This window comes from Alkalihalobacillus sp. BA299, from assembly GCF_017745675.1.
GTDB lineage: Bacteria > Bacillota > Bacilli > Bacillales > Bacillaceae_F > Alkalihalobacterium.
In genome coordinates, this window is sequence record NZ_JAFLJM010000006.1 from 227,385 (window position 1) to 250,960 (window position 23,576).

The following is a 23,576-nucleotide window of genomic DNA, read 5'->3' on the forward strand; positions in this document are numbered from 1 at the left end:
GGTAGATTTGAAATGGACAGAATTTAGTATTCATACAACACAAGAAGCAGTTGAACCAGTTAGTAATATTTTACATGAAGCTGGAGCAAGTGGAGTAGTAATTGAAGATCCTCATGATTTAATTAAAGACTGGGGCGTCCATCTCGGTGAAATCTACCAACTCTCTCCTGATGATTATCCAGAGGAAGGCGTTATCGTCAAAGCTTATTTCCCGGTCAATAGCTTTTTAGCAGAGACAGTTGATGAAGTAAAAGAAGCGATCAACGGATTACTTTTGTATGATATCGATTTAGGTTATAACAAAGTGACGTTACATGAAGTAAAAGAAGAAGATTGGGCAACAGCTTGGAAAAAATACTATAAACCAGTTAAAATTTCAAACTCAATTACTATTAGTCCTACTTGGGAAGAATATAAACCAGTACGTGAAGATGAATGTGTTATTGAATTAGATCCAGGAATGGCATTTGGTACGGGCACTCATCCAACAACAGTTCTATGCGTTCAAGCACTAGAGAAAAATATTCAAAAAGGTGACGAAGTGATTGATGTTGGAACAGGTACTGGGGTATTAAGTATCGCTGCCGCAAAGCTTGGGGCAGGAAGAGTCATTGCTTTAGACTTAGATGAAGTTGCCGTTGAAAGCGCCAAGTTAAATACACAAATTAATAAGGTAGATGACGTCGTTACGGTTAGCCAAAATAACCTTATTGAAGGTATTGATGGTCAATATAACGTAATTGTTGCTAATATTTTAGCGGAAATCATCGTACGTTTCGTCCAAGATGCGGCAAGGGTACTTAAGCCAGGTGGTAAATTTATAACATCAGGTATTATTCAACGAAAGAAAGTAGAAGTGAAAGAAGCACTGATTTCCCATGGGTTTGAAATTGAGGAAATATTAGAGATGGAAGATTGGGTAGCTATTGTAGCGAAAAGAGTGTAAAATAAACACTATTGAAGATAGGTAATTCAAAAAGTCCGGGTAAAATCTCTGGCGAATTTCTTCGTTGGCTTGCTTCTACGTCGCTCATGTATTAAAAACATACACTGCGCTACTCGAAGCTACGCCGCCTCGAACTTCTTGGATCTTTTTGTCCTCCTTTTTGAACTTATATTATTACTAATAGTTATAATTAGGTGAAAATAGATATGCAAAGATATTTTGTGGCTAAAGAACAAATGAATGATCATATGGTTCTCATTTACGGTGAGGATGTCAAACATATTACCCGTGTCATGCGTATGACCGAAGGAGACCACATTATTTGTAGTAATAATTATGATCGTGTTTGCCTTTGTGAAATTGATCATTTTGAAGATGATCAAGTCGTAGCGCTTATTATTGAAGATCTTCCGAGTGATAGTGAACTACCGGTCAATGTTACAATTGCTCAAGCTCTTCCAAAAGGTGATAAGCTTGATTTGGTCATACAAAAAGGAACTGAGCTCGGAGCAGCTCAGTTTATTCCTGTTCAAGGTGAGCGTTCCATTGTGAAATGGGATGGAAAAAAAGAAGATAAACGACTTGATCGTTTAAATAAAATCGCAAAAGAAGCAGCCGAGCAGTCTCATAGAAGTCGGATTCCTGTGATTAAAAGTCTCCATAGCATGGGTCAATTAATTGAGCGAAAAAGTGAGTTTGATCATGTGTTATTTGCTTACGAAGAAAAAGGAAAGTCCGGTGAGCATAAACAACTAGCAAACATCTTAGCGGAAGCCAAGATAGGTGAGTCCCTCCTATTTGTCGTCGGACCTGAAGGTGGTTTTTCTGAAGGTGAAGCTAATAAGCTGTCTGATGCAGGGTTTATTCCTTGTAGTCTTGGGCCAAGAATTTTACGAGCTGAAACAGCACCGTTGTATATACTTTCTACTATATCCTATTATTTTGAGTTAGAGAGGTGAGATAAATGCCAACAGTTGCATTTCAAACATTAGGCTGTAAAGTAAACCACTATGAAACGGAAGCGATCTGGCAACTATTTAAAGCGGATGGCTATGAAAAGGTTGACTTTGAGAAAACAGCCGATGTTTATGTTATTAATACATGTACAGTAACAAATACAGGTGATAAAAAAAGTCGTCAAGTGATTAGGCGTGCGATTCGAAAAAATCCAGATGCTGTAATTTGTGTAACTGGATGTTACGCACAAACGTCTCCTGCAGAAATCATGGCTATTCCGGGTGTAGATATTGTTGTTGGAACACAAGACCGTACAAAGATGCTTACGTACATTGAGCAGTATAAGACGGAACGTGAACCGATCAATGGCGTAAGTAACATAATGAAAACCCGAGTATACGAGGAGCTAGATGTTCCTGCATTTACCGATCGTACGCGTGCATCATTAAAAATTCAAGAAGGCTGTAATAATTTCTGTACGTTTTGCATCATTCCATGGGCTCGTGGTTTAATGCGCTCACGTAACCCGAAGGAAGTCATTAAACAAGCGACACAGCTAGTAAACGCAGGTTATAAAGAAATTGTCTTAACCGGTATTCATACAGGCGGGTATGGTGAAGATTTAAAAGATTATAGTCTTGCTCGGTTACTAGAGGATTTAGAAAAAGTTGAAGGACTTAAACGAATTCGTATTTCATCAATTGAAGCGAGTCAAATTACAAATGAAGTAATTGAAGTGATAAATCGATCTACAAAAGTCGTTCGTCATCTTCACATTCCGCTTCAATCGGGGTCAAATACAGTTTTAAAGAGAATGCGACGCAAATATACAATGGAATTCTTTGGTGAACGCTTAGATCGTCTAAAAGAAGTATTACCAGGGTTGGCTGTTACTTCTGATGTTATTGTTGGGTTCCCAGGTGAAACGGAAGAAGAGTTCCAAGAAACGTATGATTTTATTGCTAAGCATAAGTTTTCAGAGTTGCATGTCTTCCCTTATTCGAAGCGAACGGGGACACCAGCTGCGCGAATGGATGATCAAGTTGATGAAGACGTAAAAAATGACCGTGTACATCGTCTGATTGAGCTATCAAATCAATTAGCGAAGGAATATGCTTCTCAATTTGAAGGGGAAGTACTCGAAGTCATACCAGAGGAAATGGATAAAGAAGACCCTAATAGTGGCTTATATATTGGTTACTCTGATAATTACTTAAAAGTTAAATTCCCAGCAACAGAAAGTTTGATCGGAGAAATTGTAAAAGTAAAAATTATAAAAGCAGGTTATCCATACAACGAAGGTGAATTTGTTCGTGTTTTAGAAGCTGAGCGTAAAATCGTTGTAAATGGATAATTGAGTAAGAGGCTAACTTATATTAAAGTGGAAAGCACCTAAGTATGATTTATAGAACCTATGTAATGGGTAATACTATATATCGTAAACTGAGGCGCTTTTAAAAACTTTATAAGTTAGCTTCTTTATTTAACTCTTAAAATTTACAATTCAGCTAATAACATAGCTATTTTGGACAATCTTTTTGAAAATGATTGAACTTGCAGAGTGCTCTAAATATATGTTAGGATAGAAGAGGTACGTACAACTGAATGAGAGTGAGGATTTACAGATGAGTGACAATATCGCTAAAATGATCGACCATACATTATTAAAAGCTGAAACTACGAAGGATCAAATTATTCAACTTTGTAAAGAAGCAAAGGAGTACAAGTTTGCATCGGTTTGTGTAAATCCAACATGGGTTCAAACTGCATATGAACAACTAAAGGATACACCAGAAGTAAAAGTATGTACGGTTATCGGTTTTCCATTAGGTGCAAATACATCCGAAGTAAAAGCATTTGAAACGACGAAAGCAATTGAAGAAGGTGCGACTGAAGTTGATATGGTTATTAATGTTGGTGCATTAAAGGATAACAACGACCAGCTTGTTGAAGCAGATATTCGTGCTGTTGTTGAAGCGGCTAAAGGAAAGGCGTTAACAAAAGTAATTATCGAAACAAGCTTACTAACAGAGGAAGAAAAAGTTCGTGCATGTAAGCTTTCTGTGCAAGCAGGTGCAGATTACGTAAAAACATCGACTGGATTCTCTACAGGTGGTGCAACGATTGAGGATATTCGCCTAATGAGAGAAACAGTCGGTCCTGATATTGGGGTAAAAGCTTCAGGTGGCGTCCGAGACCGCGAAGGTGCATTGGCAATGATTGAAGCTGGTGCAACGCGCATTGGTGCAAGTGCAGGAATTGTTATCGTAAATGGTGGGCAATCCCAATCTGATTATTAAAAAATGAAACGGGTGACACGAATTTAGGTTAACTCATAAACAATGTGTCGTGCAGCACAACGAACTAATTTAGAACAGTGCAGACATTTATGAAGCCTTCCTACTTTAGAAAACGTCACCCGTTTTTTCCATGAACGAAAATAATAAACTTAGCATACCAATGGACAAAAGGTAGAAGCACTAATGAAGATATAATGTTAAAAATTGTACTCGCATGAGCGAGCTGTAAGCTCGGTAAGTGGGTTAATGAGCTAGAGATCTCGCTTAACCAGCCAATGAATGGAAAGAATAATACAACACCTAATAAATTTAACCAAATGTGTGCAAAAGCAACTAATTTTGCAGATTGGTTCGCACCAACGCTCGCCAAGAAAGCACTGAAGCACGTTCCAATATTAGCCCCTAGCATAATGGCAATACCCGATGGTAACCCAAAGATTTCATCGTTCATAAAACCCATTGCAATCGCCGTTGTTGCTGTACTTGATTGAATAATGGCTGAGAAAACGGTGCCTAAACCGATGCCAAACAATTCACTATTATTTGTCCAAGTAAAAAAAGCATGAGCGAAAGGTAAAGACGATATCGGGTATGCAAGTCCCTCCAATCCATGCATCGCAACAAAAATACAGCCCAATCCAAAAGAGATACAACCGATGAAATACGAAATTGGATTTTTAAGGAAAAGTAAAAACACCCCAATAAGCAGTAATGGCATGATAAAAAAAGATAAATCAATTGCTAAAATTTCCAGTGTAAGACATGTACCGATATTCGTTCCAAGTATAATTCCTATTGACTTTTGAAAACTAAGTACGCCAGCTGCTACAAGACCAACTGCCATAATCATAACTGCAGAACTGCTTTGGAGAATTGCGGTTACTCCAGCACCTAATAATAAACCTTTCCAAGGAGTATCAGTCATTCCTTCTAATATATATTTAAAGCGATTTCCTGCTAAGTTATGCAGTCCTGCTCTCATAATCGTCATGCCAAATAGAAATAAGGCGATAAAAACAATAAACAATGTAAACAACTCTTTATGAGTCATAAAATCACCTCTTATACATCCTATGGACAAGACGTTTCAAGCATGACAATTACATTCTTAAAATTTAATACTTGAATATTCTGAAAATGTGTTCTATTATATATATGAGAATAAAATATGTGGCAAAGTCATATATTTTTTGAATAAAACATACTAACCGGTTAGTAAATTAAATAATTAGGAGGGTGTAATATGAATTTCGACCATAGCCCGAAGGTAATTGAATTACAGGAAAAGCTGACTGCTTTTATGGATGAAGTGGTGTACCCAAATGAAAGGGTTTACAAAGAACAGCTTAACCAACAAGAGACACGCTGGAGTGCAGTTCCAAAAGTGATGGAAGACATGAAGATTAAAGCAAAAGAAGCTGGACTATGGAATTTATTTTTACCAGAAAGTGAATATGGAGCTGGCCTAACAAATTTAGAGTATGCTCCATTATGTGAAATTATGGGTCGTTCAATGATTGCTCCGGAAGTTTTTAACTGTAGTGCACCAGATACAGGAAACATGGAAGTGCTTGTTCGTTACGGAGCAGAAGAACATAAGGAGAAATGGTTAAAACCACTTTTAGAAGGTGAAATTCGTTCAGCGTTTTGCATGACTGAGCCTGAAGTTGCCTCTTCTGACGCAACGAATATTCAAGCAGAAATTCGCAGGGAAGGGGACGAATATATAATAAATGGAAGGAAATGGTGGTCTTCAGGAGCAGGTGATCCACGTTGTGAAATTTTGATTGTCATGGGGAAAACAGATCCTTCTGCTGCCAGGCATGAACAGCAATCGATGATCCTCGTTCCGATGGATACGCCAGGTGTGAATGTGATTCGTATGCTACCGGTGTTTGGATATGATGATGCACCACATGGTCATGCTGAAATTGAATTTAAAGATGTCCGTGTACCAGCATCTAATATCCTTTGGGGAGAAGGAAAAGGGTTTGCGATTGCTCAAGGTAGATTAGGGCCGGGAAGGATTCACCATTGTATGCGAACAATCGGTGCAGCTGAACGAGCGCTTGAACTACTTTGTAAACGAGCAAAGGAAAGAGTAGCTTTTGGTAAAACATTGGCAGAACAGGGCGTTACTAGAGAAGCGATTGCAAATTCAAGAATTGAGATCGAACAAGCCCGTCTGCTCACATTAAAAGCAGCCTATATGATGGATACAGTAGGGAATAAAATTGCCAAAAAAGAAATTGCGATGATTAAAGTTATTGCACCACAAATGGCTCTAAATGTTATAGATCGAGCGATTCAGGTGCATGGAGGAGCAGGTGTAAGTGAAGACTTCCCACTTGCAAATCAATACGCTGCAATTCGAACACTTCGCTTAGCTGATGGGCCAGATGAGGTACATCGAGAATCAATTGCAAAACTAGAGTTAAAGAATTACTAAATTCGAGTCAGTAAAAATGAGTAAGAGCCATTTACCCCTAGTTACTATTATATTATGAAAACATAAGTGAGAGGTGGAAACGATTTGAATGCATTAGATTTGTTTAAATTAGATGGAAAAACAGCAATCGTCACTGGTGGAGGACGCGGTTTAGGTCAACAGATGGCAGAAGCGTTTGCAGAAGCTGGGGCTAATGTCGTTGTATGCTCCAGAAAACTTGAAGCTTGTGAAGAAGTTAGTCAAAAGTTAAGAGAAAAAGGTGTCCGTTCTCTTGCATTTCAATGTGATGTAACGAACCCAAGTGACGTTCAAGATGTTGTTGATGGGACTCTCGAAGAGTTTGGCTCGATTGATATACTTGTCAATAATAGTGGCGCAACATGGGGAGCTCCTGCTGTTGAAATGCCCCTTGAAGCCTGGAATAAAGTAATGAATGTTAATGTGACAGGTACTTTTTTGATGTCTCAGGCGGTTGGGCGAGAAATGATTAAACAACAATCAGGTAAGATTATCAATATTGCGTCTGTTGCTGGATTGGGTGGTGCTGATCCTCGGGTTATGGATACTGTTGGTTATAACACTAGTAAAGGTGCTGTCATTACATTTACAAAAGATCTAGCAACGAAATGGGGCCAATATAATATTAACGTTAACGCGATTGCGCCAGGCTTTTTCCCGACGAAAATGTCCAAAGGTTTATTAGATAAAGGATCAACGTTAATTTTAGAACGGACGCCGTTAAATCGTTTCGGTAGCGATTATGATTTGAAAGGAGCAGCATTGTTTTTAGCCTCTAATGCCTCTAACTTTGTTACAGGTGATGTTCTCGTCGTTGATGGTGGCTCGCATGCTATGTAAGTGAGTCTATTCAATTAAGGTTAAAGTATGTTACACAAGGTGTAACGTTCTCGATCTTGGATCAACTTATACTTTATCTTTTGAGCAAATTTTTAGAAATCTCATTCAAAAACTAAGGAGGAGAAGGTATGTCGAAAAGAGATGCGGTTATCGTTTCCGCTGTTCGTACAGCGATCGCAAGACAAGGGGGGGCATTAGCAAGTCTACAAGCCCATGAATATGGTGCAGTGGTAATTAAAGAAGCTATGAAAAGGGCAAATGTAACTTCTGAAATGGTAGATGACGTTATTTTTGGAAACGTTTTAAGTGGAGGAGGAAATATCGCACGTTTAACAGCATTACAAACAGGACTTTCTTTAGAGTTGCCAGGATTAACAGTTGATCGTCAATGTGGTTCTGGAATTAATGCTGTAAATCTAGCAGCACAAGCTGTTAAAGCTGGAGATGGGGATGTCTTTATTGCTGGGGGAACAGAGAGTATGAGTCGAGCACCGTATTTAATGGATCGGCCGACTAAAGCGTATAGCATGATGCCACCACAATTTAGATCCTCCCAGTTATCGCCAAAAGAAATTGGTAATCCACCGATGGGAATTACTGCTGAAAACTTAGCCAAAAAGTATTCTATTTCTCGTGAAGAGCAGGATGAATACTCGTTGATGAGCCAGCAAAGAATGGCTGCTGCGATGGAAGCAGGCTATTATAACGAGCAAATCGTTTCAATAGATGTGCCTGTTCGAAAAGGAGAACCGATTCGTTTTTCTGTTGATGAGCATCCTCGTGCGAATACGACGATCGAAGGGCTGCAAAAGTTACTCCCTGCTTTCCTGAAAGACGGAACAGTAACAGCAGGAAGTAGCTCTGGATTAAATGATGCAGCGAGTGCCCTAGTCATTATGTCTCGTGAAAAGGCAGAGGAATTAGGATTGAAGCCATTAGCTGTTGTGAGAGACTATACTGTAAGTGGGGTAGACCCAAATATTATGGGAATTGGGCCGGTACCGGCAACTCGTAAACTATTAAATAAAACGGGGTTAAAGATAGAAGATATTGACTTAATAGAGTTAAATGAAGCGTTTGCAGCTCAAGTTATCGCTTGTAACAGAGAGCTCGAAATGGATTTAGCAAAGCTCAATGTGAACGGTGGAGCAATTGCTCATGGTCACCCGCTTGGTGCAACAGGAGCGATTCTTATGACAAAAGCGGTATATGAATTAGAGCGTAGAAAGGCTAGAACTGCATTAATAACGGCTTGTATTGGCGGAGGGCAAGGAATCGCCACATTAATAGAGAGAGAAGGATAGAGGTGTTTATATGCGGGTAAAAAACAAAGTAGCCATAGTTACAGGAGGGAGCAGCGGAATTGGTCGCTCTGCTGCTCTGCGTTTAGCTGAAGAAGGTGCAAAGGTGATTGTATCTGATGTCAATGAACAAGCTGGTGAGGAAACGGTTTCTGCCATTCATAAAAATGGTGGTGAAGCTTCTTTCATTAAAGCTGATGTTTCGAATGAAGAAGAAATAAAACGACTGATGAATTCAACTTTTAAGCAGTACGGTTCAATCGATATTGTTTTTAATAATGCAGGTGTTGGTAATCAACAATTAAAGATTACCGAACTTGAGACTGAAGAGTGGGATAAAGTTGTGAACATTAATTTAAAGGGTGTTTATTTAGGGATGAAGCATGCCATTCCATACATGGAAAAAGGAAATGGTGGTTCGATTATTAATACTTCTAGTGTTCTCGGAATAAAAGGGATGAAATTTCAAGGCCCTTATAATGCAGCAAAAGGCGGGGTCATCACATTAACCAAAAATGCAGCACTGGAATTTGGTAAAAAAAATATTCGTGTGAATGCGATAGCACCAGGTGTTATTGATACGCCAATTATAAATGATTGGCGCGAAGATGAGTGGAAATGGGGGATTATTTCCAAAGCGAATGCCTTAAGACGTTTAGGAAAACCAGAAGAGGTTGCTAATGTCGTCCTGTTTTTAGCTTCAGATGAGGCATCGTTTGTAACCGGTTCGACAGTCATGGTGGATGGTGGTGGACTAACGTTTTAAGCTTCAATGGAGAGAGTATGTTCGATGAACAATCTGAAGTTGAAATCAAGAGGTATTTTGAAAAGCATTTAGCCGCTTATAAAGTTCCTAAAATCTTTGAGTTTCGTGGCGAACTTCCTAAAACGAGTGTAGGAAAAATATTATGGGAAGAACATCAAGTGAAATAAAAACATCGCAGAAGCTCTAGAAAAGGAGTGTGAAGGTTGGTATGCTATAATAACTAACAGAATACACTGAAGATGGTGGGGTTGACAATGAAGAATAAAATTTTTGAAAAAAGTGTTGAGTTATTTGATAGTAAAGGATTTTCTGAGACGTCCATTCAACATATTGTGGATGAACTAGGAGTTACAAAGGGAACTTTTTATTATTACTTTACGAGTAAAGAGCAACTCCTAATGGAAATTCATATGCAGTTTATAGATGATATACTCTCAAGGCAAGGAAAAATTATTGATGATTCAAACTTATCCTGTCAGGAGAAGCTATATAGAATTGTCACGATGTTAATTAAAAATATAGAGAGTCAGGGGAAAAGCGCTAGAATATTTTTTCGTGAAATGCAAAATCTTTCCCAAGAACATCTCTCAAAAATTTTTGAAAAGCGTGATCAATTCAGGATTAACCTACAACAATTAGTTAAACTAGGGATCGAAAAAGGTGAATTCCGACAAGATTTGGACTCTCATATCGTTACACTTGGGATTTTAGGAATGTGTAATTGGTCGTATCATTGGTTTGAACCAGATGGACCATTACCAGACGTAGCGGTGGCAAAGATTTACATGGATTTAATTTTGAATGGCATTAAATCATAAAAAAACATCTCTGTGGTTCAGAGGTGTGATTTAAAGATACTGACTGTTTAGTATGTGAGGGAGGAATAAGTAATGGGAATTAATGAAGTTAAACATATAACGGTGATTGGTGCAGGATCTATGGGACACCAAATTGCGATGCTTTGTGCATTAGGAGGATATGAAACTAAACTTCAAGATATTCAAGAAACGGCCTTGCAAAAAGCAAAAGAAAGCCTCCACTTTCAAATGAGCAAGTGGGTAAAAAAAGGGAAGATTAGCCAAGAAGATTTGGACCGTGCATTTTCTCGTTTAGTATTCACGACGAGCTTGGAAGAAGCTGCTGTAAATACAGATTTTGTAATCGAGGCCGTTGTTGAGAAGTTAGCTGTAAAAAGAGAATTGTTTGAAAAACTAGATCGTCTTACGCCGCCGCATGCGATATTAGCTACAAACAGCTCAACCATTATTAATTCTCAAATAGCAGATGTTACGTCTCGTCCAGAAAAGGTTTGTAATATGCATTTCTTTTTCCCTCCTCTAGTGATGGACTGTGTTGAAGTGGTGATGAGTGAGCAAACATCTGAAGAAACTGCTCAAATAACGATGGATGTATGTGAACAAATAAATCGTACAGCTGTCTTACTTAAAAAAGAGATTTGGGGCTTTGTTGCAAATCGACTATTATTCGCCCTTCATGCGGAAGCGATTAAGCTTTACGAAGATGGAATATGCGACTTTAAAGATATCGATATTATTACAAAAAAGGCTTTAAATCACCCGCTCGGTCCATTCGAGTTAATGGATTTATCTGGAATTGATGTAGGTTACTTTGCTCAAGAACAGCGTTATAAAGAAACGGGAGACCCAAAAGACAAACCGGCAAAATGTATTGAAGAAAAAGTTAAAGCAGGGACATTAGGAAGAAAAACGGGCAATGGTTGGTACGATTATGAACAAGTAGAGGTGAAGAAATAATGGGACAATTAGTCACTTTAAGAAAAGAAGCAGGAATTGGAATTGTGACAATTGATAATCCACCACTTAACGTTCTTAGTCAACAAGTTGTAGCTGAGTTAAGTGATGTTTTTTCTACGATTGAACAGGATCAAGAAGTAGTTACTGTTATTTTAACAGGTGCTGGGAATAAGGCATTTATGGCAGGAGCAGATATTAAAGAATTCCCACAAACGATTGGGAAACCAAATATGAAAGAAAATGTTATGAAATCACATCAAGTACTTAATCAAATTGACTTTTTACCAAAGCCAACAATTGCTGTCTTAAACGGTTTAACTTTCGGTGGTGGTTGTGAGCTAGCGTTAACTTGTGACTTAAGAATTGCAGAGGAGCATAGTCAGCTAGGGTTACCTGAGATTAAACTCGGTATTTTCCCAGGTGGTGGAGGGACACAACGATTGCCACGCCTAATAGGAGAGGCTAAGGCTAAAGAACTTATGTTTATTGGAGATCCAATTACAGCCAAGGAAGCAGAGAATATCGGCCTTGTGAATAAAGTCGTTCCAAGTGGAAGTGGAATGGAGGAAGCTTTAACTATTGCCAAAAAAATAAGTGGATATTCGCTACAAGCTCTTTCAAGAATTAAGAAAGCAGTTGATGAAGGCACCAATATGGAATTTAATGAGGCAATTGACCGAGAAGCAGAGCTTTTTGCAGAAGTATTCCAAACTGAAGATGTTCGAGAAGGCGTTCAAGCTTTTATTGAAAAGAGACGACCTGTGTTTACTCATAAGTAACGGAATAAATAGAGGTAAAGTAGATTTCTGTAGTTAAGTCATTTCTGCATGATGTGTATGAAAACAGAAAGGTCTATAGCAAATAGAAAGGGGCGAGTCGATGTTCCATGAAATTACAGTAAAAGTACGGGCATGTGAAACAGATGGCCTAGGACATGTAAGTAATATCAGTTATTTTATCTATTTAGAAGAAGCACGAATAGAATTTTTTAAATTATTTTCTACTGATATGGATATGAAGAGTTGGAAATTCATTTTAGCGCATACAGGCTGTGATTTTATTCATCAAGCCTATTTTGATGAGCGTCTGACAATAAAAACATCTATTGAACATGTTGGAAATTCGAGCTTTCAAGTTATTCATCACATGTACAACCGTGACCAAAAGCTCATTGCAAAAGGAAAAGCTGTAGTCGTGTACTTTGATTTTCAAGAACAAAAAAGTAAACTCATACCAGATGAAATAAAAGAAAAATTAAATCAATTTTTAATAGGTACTCCATCTTAATAATGATTCAGTTTCAGTTAAAAAGATAATTTTCAAAAAGAAGGAGTTTTAAGATGAGTTTTAAAGATACCATACCTGTTCGTAAGGGGGAAGAGCTTGATCATAGGAAGCTTGAGACCTATTTACGAGACTATGTTCAAGAACTTGAAGAACACTCACTTGAGATTGAACAATTTCCTTCGGGTCACTCCAATTTAACCTACTCTTTAAAAGCTGGTCTATGGGAGGCAGTTCTCCGCCGTCCTCCTTTAGGACCTGTAGCACCTAAAGCTCACGATATGAAACGAGAGTACTATATTTTAAAGGAAGTTCATCCAGTTTTTCCAGGCGCTCCTAAACCGATTGTATTTTGTGAGGATGAAAGTATCATTGGTAGACCTTTTTTTATTATGGAACGTCGCCATGGGATTGTCATAGATACCGAATTTCCACCTGAAATCGAGGTTACCGCTGACATCTGTAGAAAGATTTCTGAAACGATGATTCATACTTTAGTTGATTTGCATAGCATTGATTATCGATCGACAAGGTTAATAGAAATAAGCCGTCCTGAAGGTTTTATGGAACGTCAAGTAAATGGTTGGATTGGCAGATACGCTAAAGCAAAAACGGATGATATTAAAGGTGTAGAAGAGCTAACGAATTGGTTAGTGAAGAACGTGCCAACATCTCCAGATCCTTCAGTCATTCACTATGATTTTAAATTGAATAATTCGATGTTTGCACATGATGATATTACTAAAATTGTCGGTTTATTTGATTGGGAAATGACGACTGTGGGGGATCCGTTAGCAGACTTAGGAGTTGCTTTAGGTTATTGGATCGAGGACAGTGACCCAGATCTATTAAAGATTGGTTTTGGAAAACCTCCTGTTACTGTACTCCCTGGCTTTATGTCTAGGAGTGAAATGGTTGAACACTATGCCAAAAAAAGTGGACGTGACGTTTCAAGTGTTCATTATTATCTAACCTTCGCTTATTTCAAACTAGCTGTTATTGCCCAACAAATCTACTATCGTTATAAAAAGGGGCAAACGAAAGACGCTCGTTTTTCAAAATTTAACTCTACAGTTGCTAGTTTAATTCATCATGGACTATCAGTTTCAAAGGAGCCTTTTTAGCCCCTATGAGGGTTATGTATAATGCATGTTCAAAGATCAACAGCTAGTGACATCAGCTTATGTCAATGAAGTGGTCAATATACGTCATAATTTGCTAGGGGGAAATTCGATGTCACGATTTAACGATCGAGTTTGTGTTATTACAGGTGCAGGTAGTGGGATTGGAAAGGAAACAGCTATTAGACTTGCTAAAGAAGGAGCGAAAGTAGTACTAGTTGGCCGAACAGAATCAAAGCTAAATAAAGTGGCTACTGAAATAGTCACAGCCTATGGGGAAGGTTCAGCTCTTTCTTTTCCAGCTGATGTGACAAAAGAGGAAGATGTATTAAAATTAGCACAGTTTGTCAAAGGTCAATATGGACGTCTGGAAGTGGTTATTAATAATGCTGGCGGCTCAGGTTCATCGTCCATTTTAGAAATGAATGTGGATGAATGGGACCGAACTCAGGCTACAAATTTAAAAAGTGTGTTTCTAGTATCTAAGCAATTAAGTAAGGTGATGATTGAGACCAAAGCACAACAGGGGGCAATTGTTAATGTTGCGTCATTATCAGGCTATAAAGCAGGTGCAAAGATCCCTCATTACAGTGCAGCAAAAGCAGGTGTTATTAATTTTACAAGAGCACTGGCAAATGAGTTAGCCCCATTTGTGATTCGTGTGAACTCAGTTTCACCAGGATTTATTGAAACTCCTTTAACGGAAAAAGGTTTAGAAAATGAACATTTTACAGCCGCGATTGAGCGAAACACAGCGTTGAAGAGAGTTGGAAAAGCAAAGGAAATTGCTAATGTTATTACGTTTGTTGCATCTAGTGAAGCAAGTTACATGACAGGATCTGATGTATTAGTTGATGGTGGTTGGCTTATTACCTAAAAGGAGGTTGAAAGAATGGATAATCAACATTTATTAACTCATATTGAATCAGGTGTAATGAGACTTACTTTAAATCGCCCAGAAGCGTTAAATGCATTTAGTCCAGAAATGATCACAGGCTTAATGGATTCGATTAAAGAAGCAAAGGAAAATCAAGATGTTAAAGTAATAGTTATTAATGGAGCGGGGCGTGCATTTAGCTCTGGTGGTGATGTAAAAACTATGGGAAAGGCATCTGGCGTTGAAGTTTACGAGCATATCGGTAAGCTGAACGATCTCATTTTAGAAATACAATCGTTAGAAAAACCAGTCGTTGCCGCTGTTCATGGTTTTGCAGCTGGAGCAGGCTTTAATTTAGCATTAGCGTGTGATTTAATCGTTGCCGCTGATGATAGCAAATTTGTACTTAGTTTTGCACAAGTAGGGTTAATTTCAGATGGAGGAGGATTATATTTCCTACCTAAAGTACTCGGACCTTATCGAGCAAAAGAATTATTATTTAGTGCAAAGCCAATAGAAGCTAAAAAAGCAAAAGAATGGGGAATCGTGAATGAAATTGTCCCGTTAGAGGAACTTGAAGCTACATTAGAAGTTTTTGCAAATCAATTAGCTAATGGTCCGACACGTGCAATTGGATTAATGAAAAAAATTGTAGATGAAGCAGCTACGATGACATTAGAAGATATCTTAAAGCGTGAGCAAATAACACAAACTTTGATGGTTACCACAGATGACCATCTTGAAGGTGTTCAAGCGTTTGTTGAGAAAAGAAAAGCAAAATTTACTGGTAAATGAATAGGAGAGTATAAAATGAGAGCGATTCAGTTTAAAGAATATGGTAGTCCAGATGTATTGCAAATGGTAGATTTGGAGAAAACAATGCCAGTTGGGAAAGAAGTATTAATTGAAATAAAAGCCATTGGTGTTAATTATGCAGATATAGCAAGAAGAGAAGGTCAGTATGTTGTTCCTACTCCGTTACCATACGTTCCAGGAGCTGAAGTGGCTGGTATTATTGCAGAGGTTGGTGACGAAGTAACGAGTGTTCAAGTTGGAACGCCAGTAGTCACATTATTAGGGACAAATAAATCGACAGGCTATGCCGAATATACGATTGCTGATGAGCGTGGATTAATTCCCATTCCTAAAGGTGTAGACTTTAATCTTGCGGTTGCATTGCCACTGCAGGGATTAAGTGCTTACCATGTGATTAAAACAATGGGACGTTTAGAAGAAGGTGAATCAGTTTTAGTTCATGCTGCAGCTGGTGGAGTAGGAACGATCGCCGTACAGTTAGCTAAATTAATGGGGGCTGGAAAAGTCATTGCAACAGCGAGTAATAATGAAAAGCTAACGTTGGCAAAAGAATTAGGTGCAGATGTATTAATTAATTACACTGAAGAAGGTTGGGAAAAGAAAGTTCTTGAGTATACGAATGGTAATGGAGTGGATGTTGCTCTTGAAATGGCTGGTGGGGATGTGTTCTATAAGACTCTTGCATGCCTCGCTCCGTTTGGAAGACTCGTTATTTATGGGGTGGCTAGCGGTCAACAAAGTAAATTTTATCCGTCATCTCTAATGGCCAAAAATCAATCTGTCATCGGTTTTTTCCTGCCTCAAATTATGAGAAAACCAGAATTATATAAACAAAGTTTAACAGAATTGCTACAATATGTGCAAAATGGACAATTGAAATTACAAATAGGTGGAACTTATCCGTTAGGAGACGCGGCAAAGGTACATGAGTTAATGCAAGGAAGACAAACGAGTGGAAAACTAATATTAGTGCCTTAGAAACTACCATTTAATGTCGAAATAAGAGGGGACAAAGGAAGTTTTGTCGTCTATCCCTTTTTATTTAAAATACTAGTTTACAAATTTTCTTAATTTTTAGTATAATAATTCCAAGGTGCTAACCGGTCAGTATGATAGCGAGAAAACACAATACTAACCGGTTAGTATTTGCAAGAATACAAAATTAAAAGGGGGTTGACGGTGTTGGAATTATTTTTTCAACAGCTTCTTAATGGCCTGACTACTGGAAGCGTTTACAGTCTTGTCGCACTAGGATTAACACTAGTTTTTGGTATTTTGCATGTTCCAAATTTTGCCCATGGGGCCTTTTATATGGTAGGTGCTTATGTGACATTAACTGTCATGACGGCTCTCGGGGTTCATTATTGGGTGGCAATCGGAATTTCTGTATTAGTTATCGCTGTACTATCTGTCATTACTGAACGTTTAATCTTCAGCAAACTCGGTACAGCAGATCCTCTTTCTTTAATGATTGCAGCGATCGGAATACTATTTTTCCTCGAGTCATTTGCTCAATATTTATGGGGGACAGAATATCAAAGAATGTTCACTCCATATGGAGATACGATAAATTTATTTGGATTAACGGTTACTTTTCAAAGGGTACTTATTATTATTGCAGCAGTCGTGCTGATGCTCTTATTACATTTATTCTTAACTCGTACGATGACTGGGGCGGCGATTGTCGCAATGTCTCAAAATCGTGATGGAGCCTTCCTTGTGGGAATAAATGCTAATAAAGTGGCGATGCTTACGTTTGCTATAGCTGGTGGTTTTGCAGCAGCTGCAGCCTCTCTAGCAGCACCTATTAATCTAGTGTTTCCAAGTATGGGAAACCTCGTAATTATGAAAGCGTTTGTCATAATTATAATCGGTGGAATGGGAAGTATACCAGGAGCAATTCTTGGTGGATACATACTAGGTATTGCTGAGAGTATGGGTGCAACATATATTTCGGCGGATTATAAAGACATTATCGCATTTGTTTTACTTGTTATCATTTTGACTATTAAGCCAACAGGTATTTTTGCGAAGGGGGTTCATTAATGAAATCGTTTTTTAGTGAAAAAAATAATCTACTCCTTTTGCTCGTCATCGCTATTTTGTTTCCTCTTGTTATTCAAAATAACTATTACATTCAAGTGGTGATCCTTGTCTTTATTTGGTCAATTGCTGTATATGGTTTAAATACTATTACAGGTTTTATAGGCCAACTATCTTTAGCACATGCAGGGTTCTTTGCAATCGGTGCCTATTCACTAGGGCTTCTTACAGTAAATGGGAATTTCTATTTCTGGTTAGCATTTGTTTTTGCCATTGCAATAGCAGCTGCTGTTGGACTCCTAGTAGGAATAGTCGCGCTGCGAACGAAGTCTCACTTTTTTGCTATCTACACAATGTCAGTCGGTTTCTTAATTTATTTAATTATATATAAAGCTGAGTTTACGGGTGGAGTAAGGGGTTTGATTGGAATTCCAAATCCGCCTTCATTAGGGCCGATTACGTTTGATTCTATGCAATCTCAATACTATTTAGTTCTGTTCTTCTTAATCTTAACCATCTTTTTTATGAGACGAATGGTCAGGTCGCTTATTGGACGAACCTTTGTTGCGATCCGAAATAGTGATGAGTTAGCGCAAACACTTGGTATTTCCGTTATGAGAAATAAGTTAATCGCTTTTGTAATCTCTGCAGCTTTTGCTGGTTTAGCAGGCGCATTATATGCATCGTTTATTCGATTTATTGGTCCAGAAGTTGCTTATATTCACGTCGCCTTTGAAATTCTTCTCTACTTATTAGTTGGAGGAATCGGAACGTTAACTGGGCCAGTATTAGGAACATTAATTGTTGTCGTATTAACACAAATGCTTCAATTCTTAGAGCAATTCCGAATGCTTATTTTCGGACCGATCGTTGTTCTACTTATACTATTTTATCCTCGTGGTATCGTAGGTGGTTTTCTTATGTGGAAATTTAAGCAAAGACAAAAAGAAAAAGCAAAAATTAAAACAGAAACTGCAAAACAACAACAATCAGCATAGGAGGTGTACGAGCATTGCTATTAAAAATAGAGCAATTAACAAAAGCATTTGGTGGACTAACAGCAGTCAATCAAGTTGATTTAGAAATAGAAAAAGGAAAGATCACAGCAGTAATTGGACCAAATGGAGCCGGTAAATCGACGTTCTTTAACCTTATTAGCGGCTTTCATTTACCGACCTCGGGAAAAATTATTTACAAAGGTGAGGATATTACTAGGTTAACTGCAGAAAAGGTTGCACGGTTAGGGATCGGCCGGACATTTCAAACGACACACTTATTTGAACAATCTACTGTTATTGATAATGTCATTGTTGGCCACCGTTTAAGGACGAAATCAGGTTTATTTGATGCCATTTTTCGAACTTCAAGAGAGAAGATGGAAGAGAAACAGTGTTTTGATAAGGCAATGGAATCATTAGACTTTGTCGGATTAACACACCTTGCTGAATATCCGATTTCTTCGATTACTCAAGAGGAAAAAAAGCGAGTAGCTTTTGCGTTAGCTTTAGCAACAGATCCTGAATTGATCTTACTGGATGAACCAGCAGCTGGGGTTAACCCTGATGAAACTGATGGCCTAGCAGAACTAATGAAAAAAATGGTCAATCGAGGAATTACTGTTTGTTTAATTGAACATAAAATGCCGATGGTTATGTCTTTAGCAGACAAAGTTGTCGTATTAAACCATGGTAAAAAGATTGCAGAAGGTACTCCAGATGAAATTCGAAACAATGAGTTAGTCATAGAAGCTTATTTAGGAGGGAGTATTGATGCTAAAGCTCACCAATTTAACAGTTAATTACGGTAAATTTGAAGCGTTAAGAGATATTACTTTAAATGTTGAACAAGGGGAGTTAGTCGTTTTACTAGGTGCAAATGGTGCTGGGAAAAGTACGTTATTTAAGGCGATAAGCGGACTAGTAAAGCCGGTTAAAGGAGAGTATCTCTTTGATGGTGAACAAGTAATTGGAATATCACCTGACAAGATGGTCGCAAAAGGCGTCGTCCAATGTGCTGAAGGGAGAATGTTGTTCCCACAAATGTCAGTCTATGAAAATTTGAAAATGGGCGGGTTCGTTTATCGAAAAAATAAAAACATTATAAAAGAATCACTAGAAGAAGTTTATGAACTATTTCCCATTTTACGTGATAAGAAGGATGACCCTGCTGGATCATTGAGTGGTGGTCAACAACAAATGGTGGCTATCGGGAGAGCACTAATGTCAAAACCAAAGTTGTTAATGTTAGATGAACCATCCCTCGGCCTTGCTCCACTTATCGTTGAACAAATGTTCAGTATTATTAAACAGATTAACGAGAACGGAGTAACGGTATTGCTAGCAGAACAAAATGCAAGCGCTGCGTTGTCGATTTCATCTCGTGGATACGTTATTGAAAATGGAAAGCTCGTAATGAGTGGCTCTAAAGAGGAGTTATTTAATAATGATGAAATCCGAAAAGCATATATTGGTGCTTAACTAAGTTGTAAACGCTTTATTTTCTAGAAGCTAATTCTAATTTATAGGGGGTGATGTCGACAAAACGGAGGGTGTTATGTTTGATCAATTTTTGTTGTCTTTTAAAATGATTCACTACAATTTAAGGGGGAATTAAAAAGATGAAAAAAGGAAAACAGTGGTTACTAGCTTGTTTATTATTTGGGTTAATGCTATTTGTTGCAGCTTGCGGCAATACTCCTTCGACATCAGAACCAGCTGAAAATAACAATGATCAAGAACTAGCACCTGAAGTAAGTGAAGGTGAAAAAGTAGTTACTATCGGGTATACAGGGCCATTAAGTGGACCAGCAGCATTTTATGGTGAAAATACAGTTAGTGGACTACGTATGGCAGCTGATGAAATTAATGAAACAGGCTTTGAAATAGATGGTCAAACATACAAAATTAATTTAGTAACATTAGACGATAAATATGCACCAAATGAATCTGGTACAAATGCACGTCGCCTTAAACAAGAACATGACACACCGATTATTTTCGTCCCACATAGTGGTGGAGTGTTTGCAACACAAGTATTTAATGAACAAGAAGAATTTTTAATTGCAGCTTACACAAGTGAGCCGACGATTTTAGAGCAAGATAATGAGCTGACATTACGAATTCCACCTGCATATACAGCATATCCAGAGACATTTACAAAATATTCACAAGAGCGTTTTGGTAAAAAGCTAGCATTACTTCCTACAGCTACTCAATATGGTAAAGACTGGACTGAAGCATTATTACCAGTATGGGAATCACACGGAGGAGAAGTTGTATTTAAAGGAGAAGTGGATTTTAGTAAAGACACTGATTTCTTTACAATTGTTACAAATGCACTTGCTGAAAAACCAGATGTTATATTTGTAGGTGGACCTTCCCAACCGACAGCTCTTATTATTAAGCAAGCTCGTGAGTTAGGATTTGAAGGTGGATTTATGGTTATGGACCAAGCAAAATTAGAGGAAATGGCACCGATTCTTGAAGGCTATGAAATGCTAGAAGGGGCTATTGGCGCGTTACCAATCATTGATAGTGATGCGGGCGGTGCTTCAGATTTCGTAAGTAAGTATGAGGCTGAATTTGGTCGTATTCCTACTGCAGAAGGTGCTTTTAACTATCAAGCTCTTTATGTTCTTGTAGAAGCGATGAAAGCTGCAGGAACTGTTGAAGATGCCCATGCGATTATGGCAAAAGTGGATCAAGGAATTCAACAACTTCCAGATGACAAGATGGTATGGCATCTAACTGGATTAGATGGTCAAGGCTTTGATTGGTTACCGTCGATCGGTTATGTTGAAAACGGAGAAGTTGTATTAATCTCAGAATAAGGTTGACCGATACAACCTCTTGTATTATAATCAAAAAAGACTTGTTTTTTTCAAGTCGCTAGTTGGTTGTTTCGGAGGGAGGGAAATAAAATGGCAGAAACTCGTGTTCGCAAAAATGAATCGATCGATGCTGCTCTTCGTCGCTTCAAGAGATCACTTTCAAAAGAAGGTACTTTAGCTGAAGTGAAAAAGCGTAAGCACTATGAAAAGCCTAGTGTAAAACGTAAGAAAAAATCTGAGGCAGCAAGAAAGCGTAAGTTCTAATTCGTAAGAGAGGGTGTATCGATTGAATCTTCTAGATCGTCTTACTGATGATATGAAGGCAGCAATGAAGAACAAAGAGAAGGAAAAGCTCTCTGTTATTCGCATGGTGAAGTCTTCATTGCAAAACGAACAAATCAAACTTGGACGTGAGCTTTCTGAAGATGAAACACTGACGGTACTTAACCGCGAACTCAAGCAACGCAGGGAATCCCTCCATGAGTTTGAAAAGGCCAACCGTGATGATTTAGCTTCAAAGTTGTATGGGGAAATTGAAGTTCTTCAGCAGTACTTGCCAGAACAGCTTTCAGATGAGGAAATAACTCGAATTGTCCAAGAAACAATTCAAGAAGTAGGTGCTACTTCTAAGGCTGATTTTGGGAAAGTAATGGGAGCGATCATGCCAAAGGTAAAGGGAAAAGCTGATGGCGGTCTTGTTAACCGTCTCGTTCAACAGCATTTATCATAAATAAAGAAGCGTCTTGCGTGGTGCAAGACGCTTCTTTATTTTTAGCTTCAACCTTAAATAAATTAATTAATAATTAATCTTTTAATATTCGTTAAAAAAGTGAAACCTTGTTATACTAGTATCGTATATCTACTATGAGATTAATCCTTTAGAAAGGGGGGGCGAGAGCTTGAGGAGTAAACTTCGGGTTAGAATTTATCTATTTTTAATGGCTACTGCTTTTTGTCTTATTCCATTACAATTATTTGTACATAGTCAAACGACGACAGCACAACCATTAGTTTACTACATTCCTGTTGAACAAACAGTTGAGCGAGGATTAGAGGCGTTCATGAAACGTTCGATTGAGGGTGCAGTAGTTGACGGTGCTAATCATATCGTTTTGGAAATTGATACACCAGGTGGTGCGGTTGATGCAGCAGGGAACATCGCTAGGCTCCTAAGAGCAACGGACATTCCGATTACAGCGTATGTAACAAAGAATGCCATTTCTGCTGGTGCATATATAGCATTAAATGCCGATCAAATTGTAATGGCTCCTGGTGCGCTTATGGGTTCAGCTGGTGTCATTGATTCTGCTGGTAATGCTGCAGAAGAAAAAATGCAATCGTATTGGATTGCTGAGATGGAAGAATCGGCAAAGCTAAATGACCGAGACCCACTTTATGCAAGAGCGATGGCCGATAATTCTGTTGATTTACCAGAGTATAACGCAGAAAAAGGACGTTTTTTAACTTTAACATCAGGTGATGCATTTGAAGTGGGGTATGCTGATGCGTTAGCAAGTAATCGTGCAGAGCTGCTTGAATTTCTACAGTTAGAAAACGCGATTGAAAAAGATATGGAAGTAAGTTTTGCAGAACAAATTGCCCGTTTTGTCACTCACCCTGTAGTTATACCTATTTTATTGTCCGTTGGAAGCTTAGGTTTAGTGCTTGAGTTGTATTCACCAGGGTTTGGTGTGCCTGGAATTATGGGGCTTTCAGCATTACTTCTTTTTTTCTTTGGACATTTATTTGCAGGCTTTGCAGGTTGGGAATCTGTAATTCTTTTTGCGGCTGGAATAGTTCTCATATTAATAGAAATATTTGTTCCGGGTTTCGGTATTTTTGGCATACTAGGGATAGGTTCTATTATTGGAAGTATGATTTTAGCCTCTTATTCAACGGTCAATATTTTAGTTTCAATATTGATTGCTGTTGTTGTAACTGCTATCGTTTCGATTTTAACGTTTAAGTTTTTCGGCTATCGTGGTCCGATGAAGAAAATTGTTTTTACGGGTGCTACTACGACAGAACAGGGGTATATTTCAAATGTCACTCGAAAAGAACTTGTAGGTCAAATCGGTGAAACGATTACCCCCCTTCGACCTTCTGGTGTGGCTATAGTCGGTAATGATCGTCTTGACGTCGTGTCAGAGGGAGGTTATATTGAACAAGGTAAGAAGGTAGAGGTTGTTTATACCTCTGGATCTCGTATCGTTGTAAGAGAAGTAAAAGAACATTCACAAAGGGAGGAATAAGG

Annotated in this window: 26 protein-coding genes; 25 read left to right on the plus strand and 1 reads right to left on the minus strand. The window is 38.3% G+C overall.

From position 1 onward, the window contains the following. The first annotated feature begins 7 nt into the window (after positions 1-7). The 4 genes from prmA to deoC all read left to right on the plus strand — a co-directional run bounded on the left by prmA (position 8) and on the right by deoC (position 4,203). Positions 8-946, plus strand: coding sequence for a 50S ribosomal protein L11 methyltransferase (gene prmA, locus J0N78_RS10370; protein WP_209122984.1), 939 nt, complete (start codon positions 8-10; stop codon positions 944-946). Between the two features lie 206 nt (positions 947-1,152). After that, on the plus strand, positions 1,153-1,905 hold the full coding sequence (locus J0N78_RS10375; RefSeq protein ID WP_209122985.1) for a 16S rRNA (uracil(1498)-N(3))-methyltransferase: 753 nt from the start codon (positions 1,153-1,155) through the stop codon (positions 1,903-1,905). Positions 1,906-1,910: 5 nt separating this feature from the next. Then, complete coding sequence (mtaB, locus tag J0N78_RS10380) at positions 1,911-3,257, plus strand: tRNA (N(6)-L-threonylcarbamoyladenosine(37)-C(2))-methylthiotransferase MtaB (RefSeq protein WP_209122986.1); 1,347 nt, start codon at positions 1,911-1,913, stop codon at positions 3,255-3,257. Positions 3,258-3,528: 271 nt separating this feature from the next. Continuing rightward, on the plus strand, positions 3,529-4,203 hold the full coding sequence (deoC, locus tag J0N78_RS10385; RefSeq protein ID WP_209122987.1) for a deoxyribose-phosphate aldolase: 675 nt from the start codon (positions 3,529-3,531) through the stop codon (positions 4,201-4,203). Positions 4,204-4,318: 115 nt separating this feature from the next. On the opposite strand, the gene J0N78_RS10390 is transcribed toward deoC, so the two are convergent. After that, positions 4,319-5,254 (minus strand): Na/Pi symporter, encoded by a 936-nt coding sequence (locus tag J0N78_RS10390; protein WP_209122988.1) that lies wholly within the window; start codon positions 5,252-5,254, stop codon positions 4,319-4,321. Positions 5,255-5,446: 192 nt separating this feature from the next. On the opposite strand from J0N78_RS10390, the gene J0N78_RS10395 reads away from it, so the two are divergent. From J0N78_RS10395 to J0N78_RS10495, 21 genes are all read left to right on the plus strand, one after another. Further along, entirely contained in the window at positions 5,447-6,652 is a 1,206-nt protein-coding gene (locus tag J0N78_RS10395; protein ID WP_209122989.1) for an acyl-CoA dehydrogenase, read from the plus strand. An 84-nt stretch (positions 6,653-6,736) separates the two neighbouring features. Then, a complete protein-coding gene (locus J0N78_RS10400) occupies positions 6,737-7,510 on the plus strand; it encodes an SDR family oxidoreductase (protein ID WP_209122990.1) in 774 nt (257 codons plus the stop codon). 128 nt (positions 7,511-7,638) lie between these two features. Then, entirely contained in the window at positions 7,639-8,814 is a 1,176-nt protein-coding gene (locus J0N78_RS10405; protein WP_209122991.1) for a thiolase family protein, read from the plus strand. A 10-nt stretch (positions 8,815-8,824) separates the two neighbouring features. After that, complete coding sequence (locus J0N78_RS10410) at positions 8,825-9,577, plus strand: SDR family NAD(P)-dependent oxidoreductase (protein ID WP_209122992.1); 753 nt, start codon at positions 8,825-8,827, stop codon at positions 9,575-9,577. Positions 9,578-9,594: 17 nt separating this feature from the next. Next, entirely contained in the window at positions 9,595-9,744 is a 150-nt protein-coding gene (locus tag J0N78_RS10415; protein WP_209123044.1) for an AMP-binding enzyme, read from the plus strand. Between the two features lie 87 nt (positions 9,745-9,831). Continuing rightward, positions 9,832-10,395 carry a TetR/AcrR family transcriptional regulator gene (locus J0N78_RS10420; protein ID WP_209122993.1) on the plus strand — a complete coding sequence of 188 codons (564 nt, stop codon included), beginning with the start codon at positions 9,832-9,834 and terminating at the stop codon, positions 10,393-10,395. A gap of 72 nt (positions 10,396-10,467) precedes the next feature. Continuing rightward, complete coding sequence (locus J0N78_RS10425) at positions 10,468-11,352, plus strand: 3-hydroxyacyl-CoA dehydrogenase family protein (RefSeq protein WP_209122994.1); 885 nt, start codon at positions 10,468-10,470, stop codon at positions 11,350-11,352. After that, positions 11,352-12,131: an enoyl-CoA hydratase gene (locus tag J0N78_RS10430; protein WP_209122995.1), complete on the plus strand. Its 780-nt coding sequence runs from the start codon at positions 11,352-11,354 to the stop codon at positions 12,129-12,131. Before J0N78_RS10425 ends, J0N78_RS10430 begins: the two co-directional genes overlap by 1 nt. Before the next feature lie 100 nt (positions 12,132-12,231). Further along, on the plus strand, positions 12,232-12,639 hold the full coding sequence (locus J0N78_RS10435; protein WP_209122996.1) for an acyl-CoA thioesterase: 408 nt from the start codon (positions 12,232-12,234) through the stop codon (positions 12,637-12,639). Between the two features lie 53 nt (positions 12,640-12,692). Next, complete coding sequence (locus tag J0N78_RS10440; protein WP_209122997.1) at positions 12,693-13,760, plus strand: phosphotransferase family protein; 1,068 nt, start codon at positions 12,693-12,695, stop codon at positions 13,758-13,760. 109 nt (positions 13,761-13,869) lie between these two features. Next, the gene (locus tag J0N78_RS10445) at positions 13,870-14,634 is read left to right on the plus strand and encodes an SDR family NAD(P)-dependent oxidoreductase (protein WP_209122998.1); all 765 of its coding nucleotides are present in this window, start codon (positions 13,870-13,872) and stop codon (positions 14,632-14,634) included. A gap of 15 nt (positions 14,635-14,649) precedes the next feature. Then, positions 14,650-15,429, plus strand: coding sequence for an enoyl-CoA hydratase/isomerase family protein (locus J0N78_RS10450; RefSeq protein ID WP_209122999.1), 780 nt, complete (start codon positions 14,650-14,652; stop codon positions 15,427-15,429). 15 nt (positions 15,430-15,444) lie between these two features. Then, positions 15,445-16,428, plus strand: a complete 984-nt coding sequence (locus J0N78_RS10455) for a quinone oxidoreductase family protein (protein WP_209123000.1) — start codon at positions 15,445-15,447, stop codon at positions 16,426-16,428. Between the two features lie 204 nt (positions 16,429-16,632). Further along, a complete protein-coding gene (locus tag J0N78_RS10460) occupies positions 16,633-17,496 on the plus strand; it encodes a branched-chain amino acid ABC transporter permease (RefSeq protein WP_209123037.1) in 864 nt (287 codons plus the stop codon). Beyond that, positions 17,496-18,491, plus strand: a complete 996-nt coding sequence (locus tag J0N78_RS10465) for a branched-chain amino acid ABC transporter permease (RefSeq protein ID WP_209123001.1) — start codon at positions 17,496-17,498, stop codon at positions 18,489-18,491. Before J0N78_RS10460 ends, J0N78_RS10465 begins: the two co-directional genes overlap by 1 nt. Before the next feature lie 14 nt (positions 18,492-18,505). After that, complete coding sequence (locus tag J0N78_RS10470; RefSeq protein ID WP_209123002.1) at positions 18,506-19,291, plus strand: ABC transporter ATP-binding protein; 786 nt, start codon at positions 18,506-18,508, stop codon at positions 19,289-19,291. Then, a complete protein-coding gene (locus tag J0N78_RS10475) occupies positions 19,263-19,970 on the plus strand; it encodes an ABC transporter ATP-binding protein (protein ID WP_209123003.1) in 708 nt (235 codons plus the stop codon). Before J0N78_RS10470 ends, J0N78_RS10475 begins: the two co-directional genes overlap by 29 nt. Positions 19,971-20,110: 140 nt before the next feature. Next, entirely contained in the window at positions 20,111-21,322 is a 1,212-nt protein-coding gene (locus tag J0N78_RS10480; protein ID WP_209123004.1) for an ABC transporter substrate-binding protein, read from the plus strand. 90 nt (positions 21,323-21,412) lie between these two features. Beyond that, positions 21,413-21,586, plus strand: coding sequence for a 30S ribosomal protein S21 (gene rpsU, locus J0N78_RS10485; RefSeq protein ID WP_003323311.1), 174 nt, complete (start codon positions 21,413-21,415; stop codon positions 21,584-21,586). 22 nt (positions 21,587-21,608) lie between these two features. Beyond that, on the plus strand, positions 21,609-22,052 hold the full coding sequence (locus J0N78_RS10490; RefSeq protein WP_209123005.1) for a GatB/YqeY domain-containing protein: 444 nt from the start codon (positions 21,609-21,611) through the stop codon (positions 22,050-22,052). A gap of 169 nt (positions 22,053-22,221) precedes the next feature. Next, positions 22,222-23,574: an NfeD family protein gene (locus J0N78_RS10495; protein WP_247747235.1), complete on the plus strand. Its 1,353-nt coding sequence runs from the start codon at positions 22,222-22,224 to the stop codon at positions 23,572-23,574. Positions 23,575-23,576 lie beyond the last annotated feature (2 nt).

What these genes read in the sequence shown, in the direction of transcription:
- J0N78_RS10475 (WP_209123003.1), top strand. Translation starts at nt 19,263, where the DNA reads ATGCTAAAGCTCACCAATTTAACAGTTAATTACGGTAAATTTGAAGCG.
- J0N78_RS10410 (WP_209122992.1), top strand. Translation starts at nt 8,825, where the DNA reads ATGCGGGTAAAAAACAAAGTAGCCATAGTTACAGGAGGGAGCAGCGGA.
- J0N78_RS10480 (WP_209123004.1), top strand. Translation starts at nt 20,111, where the DNA reads ATGAAAAAAGGAAAACAGTGGTTACTAGCTTGTTTATTATTTGGGTTA.
- rpsU (WP_003323311.1), top strand. Translation starts at nt 21,413, where the DNA reads ATGGCAGAAACTCGTGTTCGCAAAAATGAATCGATCGATGCTGCTCTT.
- J0N78_RS10440 (WP_209122997.1), top strand. Translation starts at nt 12,693, where the DNA reads ATGAGTTTTAAAGATACCATACCTGTTCGTAAGGGGGAAGAGCTTGAT.
- J0N78_RS10445 (WP_209122998.1), top strand. Translation starts at nt 13,870, where the DNA reads ATGTCACGATTTAACGATCGAGTTTGTGTTATTACAGGTGCAGGTAGT.
- J0N78_RS10405 (WP_209122991.1), top strand. Translation starts at nt 7,639, where the DNA reads ATGTCGAAAAGAGATGCGGTTATCGTTTCCGCTGTTCGTACAGCGATC.
- J0N78_RS10425 (WP_209122994.1), top strand. Translation starts at nt 10,468, where the DNA reads ATGGGAATTAATGAAGTTAAACATATAACGGTGATTGGTGCAGGATCT.
- J0N78_RS10390 (WP_209122988.1), bottom strand. Translation starts at nt 5,254, where the DNA reads ATGACTCATAAAGAGTTGTTTACATTGTTTATTGTTTTTATCGCCTTA.
- J0N78_RS10450 (WP_209122999.1), top strand. Translation starts at nt 14,650, where the DNA reads ATGGATAATCAACATTTATTAACTCATATTGAATCAGGTGTAATGAGA.
- J0N78_RS10455 (WP_209123000.1), top strand. Translation starts at nt 15,445, where the DNA reads ATGAGAGCGATTCAGTTTAAAGAATATGGTAGTCCAGATGTATTGCAA.
- J0N78_RS10395 (WP_209122989.1), top strand. Translation starts at nt 5,447, where the DNA reads ATGAATTTCGACCATAGCCCGAAGGTAATTGAATTACAGGAAAAGCTG.
- J0N78_RS10375 (WP_209122985.1), top strand. Translation starts at nt 1,153, where the DNA reads ATGCAAAGATATTTTGTGGCTAAAGAACAAATGAATGATCATATGGTT.
- J0N78_RS10465 (WP_209123001.1), top strand. Translation starts at nt 17,496, where the DNA reads ATGAAATCGTTTTTTAGTGAAAAAAATAATCTACTCCTTTTGCTCGTC.
- deoC (WP_209122987.1), top strand. Translation starts at nt 3,529, where the DNA reads ATGAGTGACAATATCGCTAAAATGATCGACCATACATTATTAAAAGCT.
- J0N78_RS10415 (WP_209123044.1), top strand. Translation starts at nt 9,595, where the DNA reads ATGTTCGATGAACAATCTGAAGTTGAAATCAAGAGGTATTTTGAAAAG.
- mtaB (WP_209122986.1), top strand. Translation starts at nt 1,911, where the DNA reads ATGCCAACAGTTGCATTTCAAACATTAGGCTGTAAAGTAAACCACTAT.
- J0N78_RS10435 (WP_209122996.1), top strand. Translation starts at nt 12,232, where the DNA reads ATGTTCCATGAAATTACAGTAAAAGTACGGGCATGTGAAACAGATGGC.
- J0N78_RS10420 (WP_209122993.1), top strand. Translation starts at nt 9,832, where the DNA reads ATGAAGAATAAAATTTTTGAAAAAAGTGTTGAGTTATTTGATAGTAAA.
- J0N78_RS10430 (WP_209122995.1), top strand. Translation starts at nt 11,352, where the DNA reads ATGGGACAATTAGTCACTTTAAGAAAAGAAGCAGGAATTGGAATTGTG.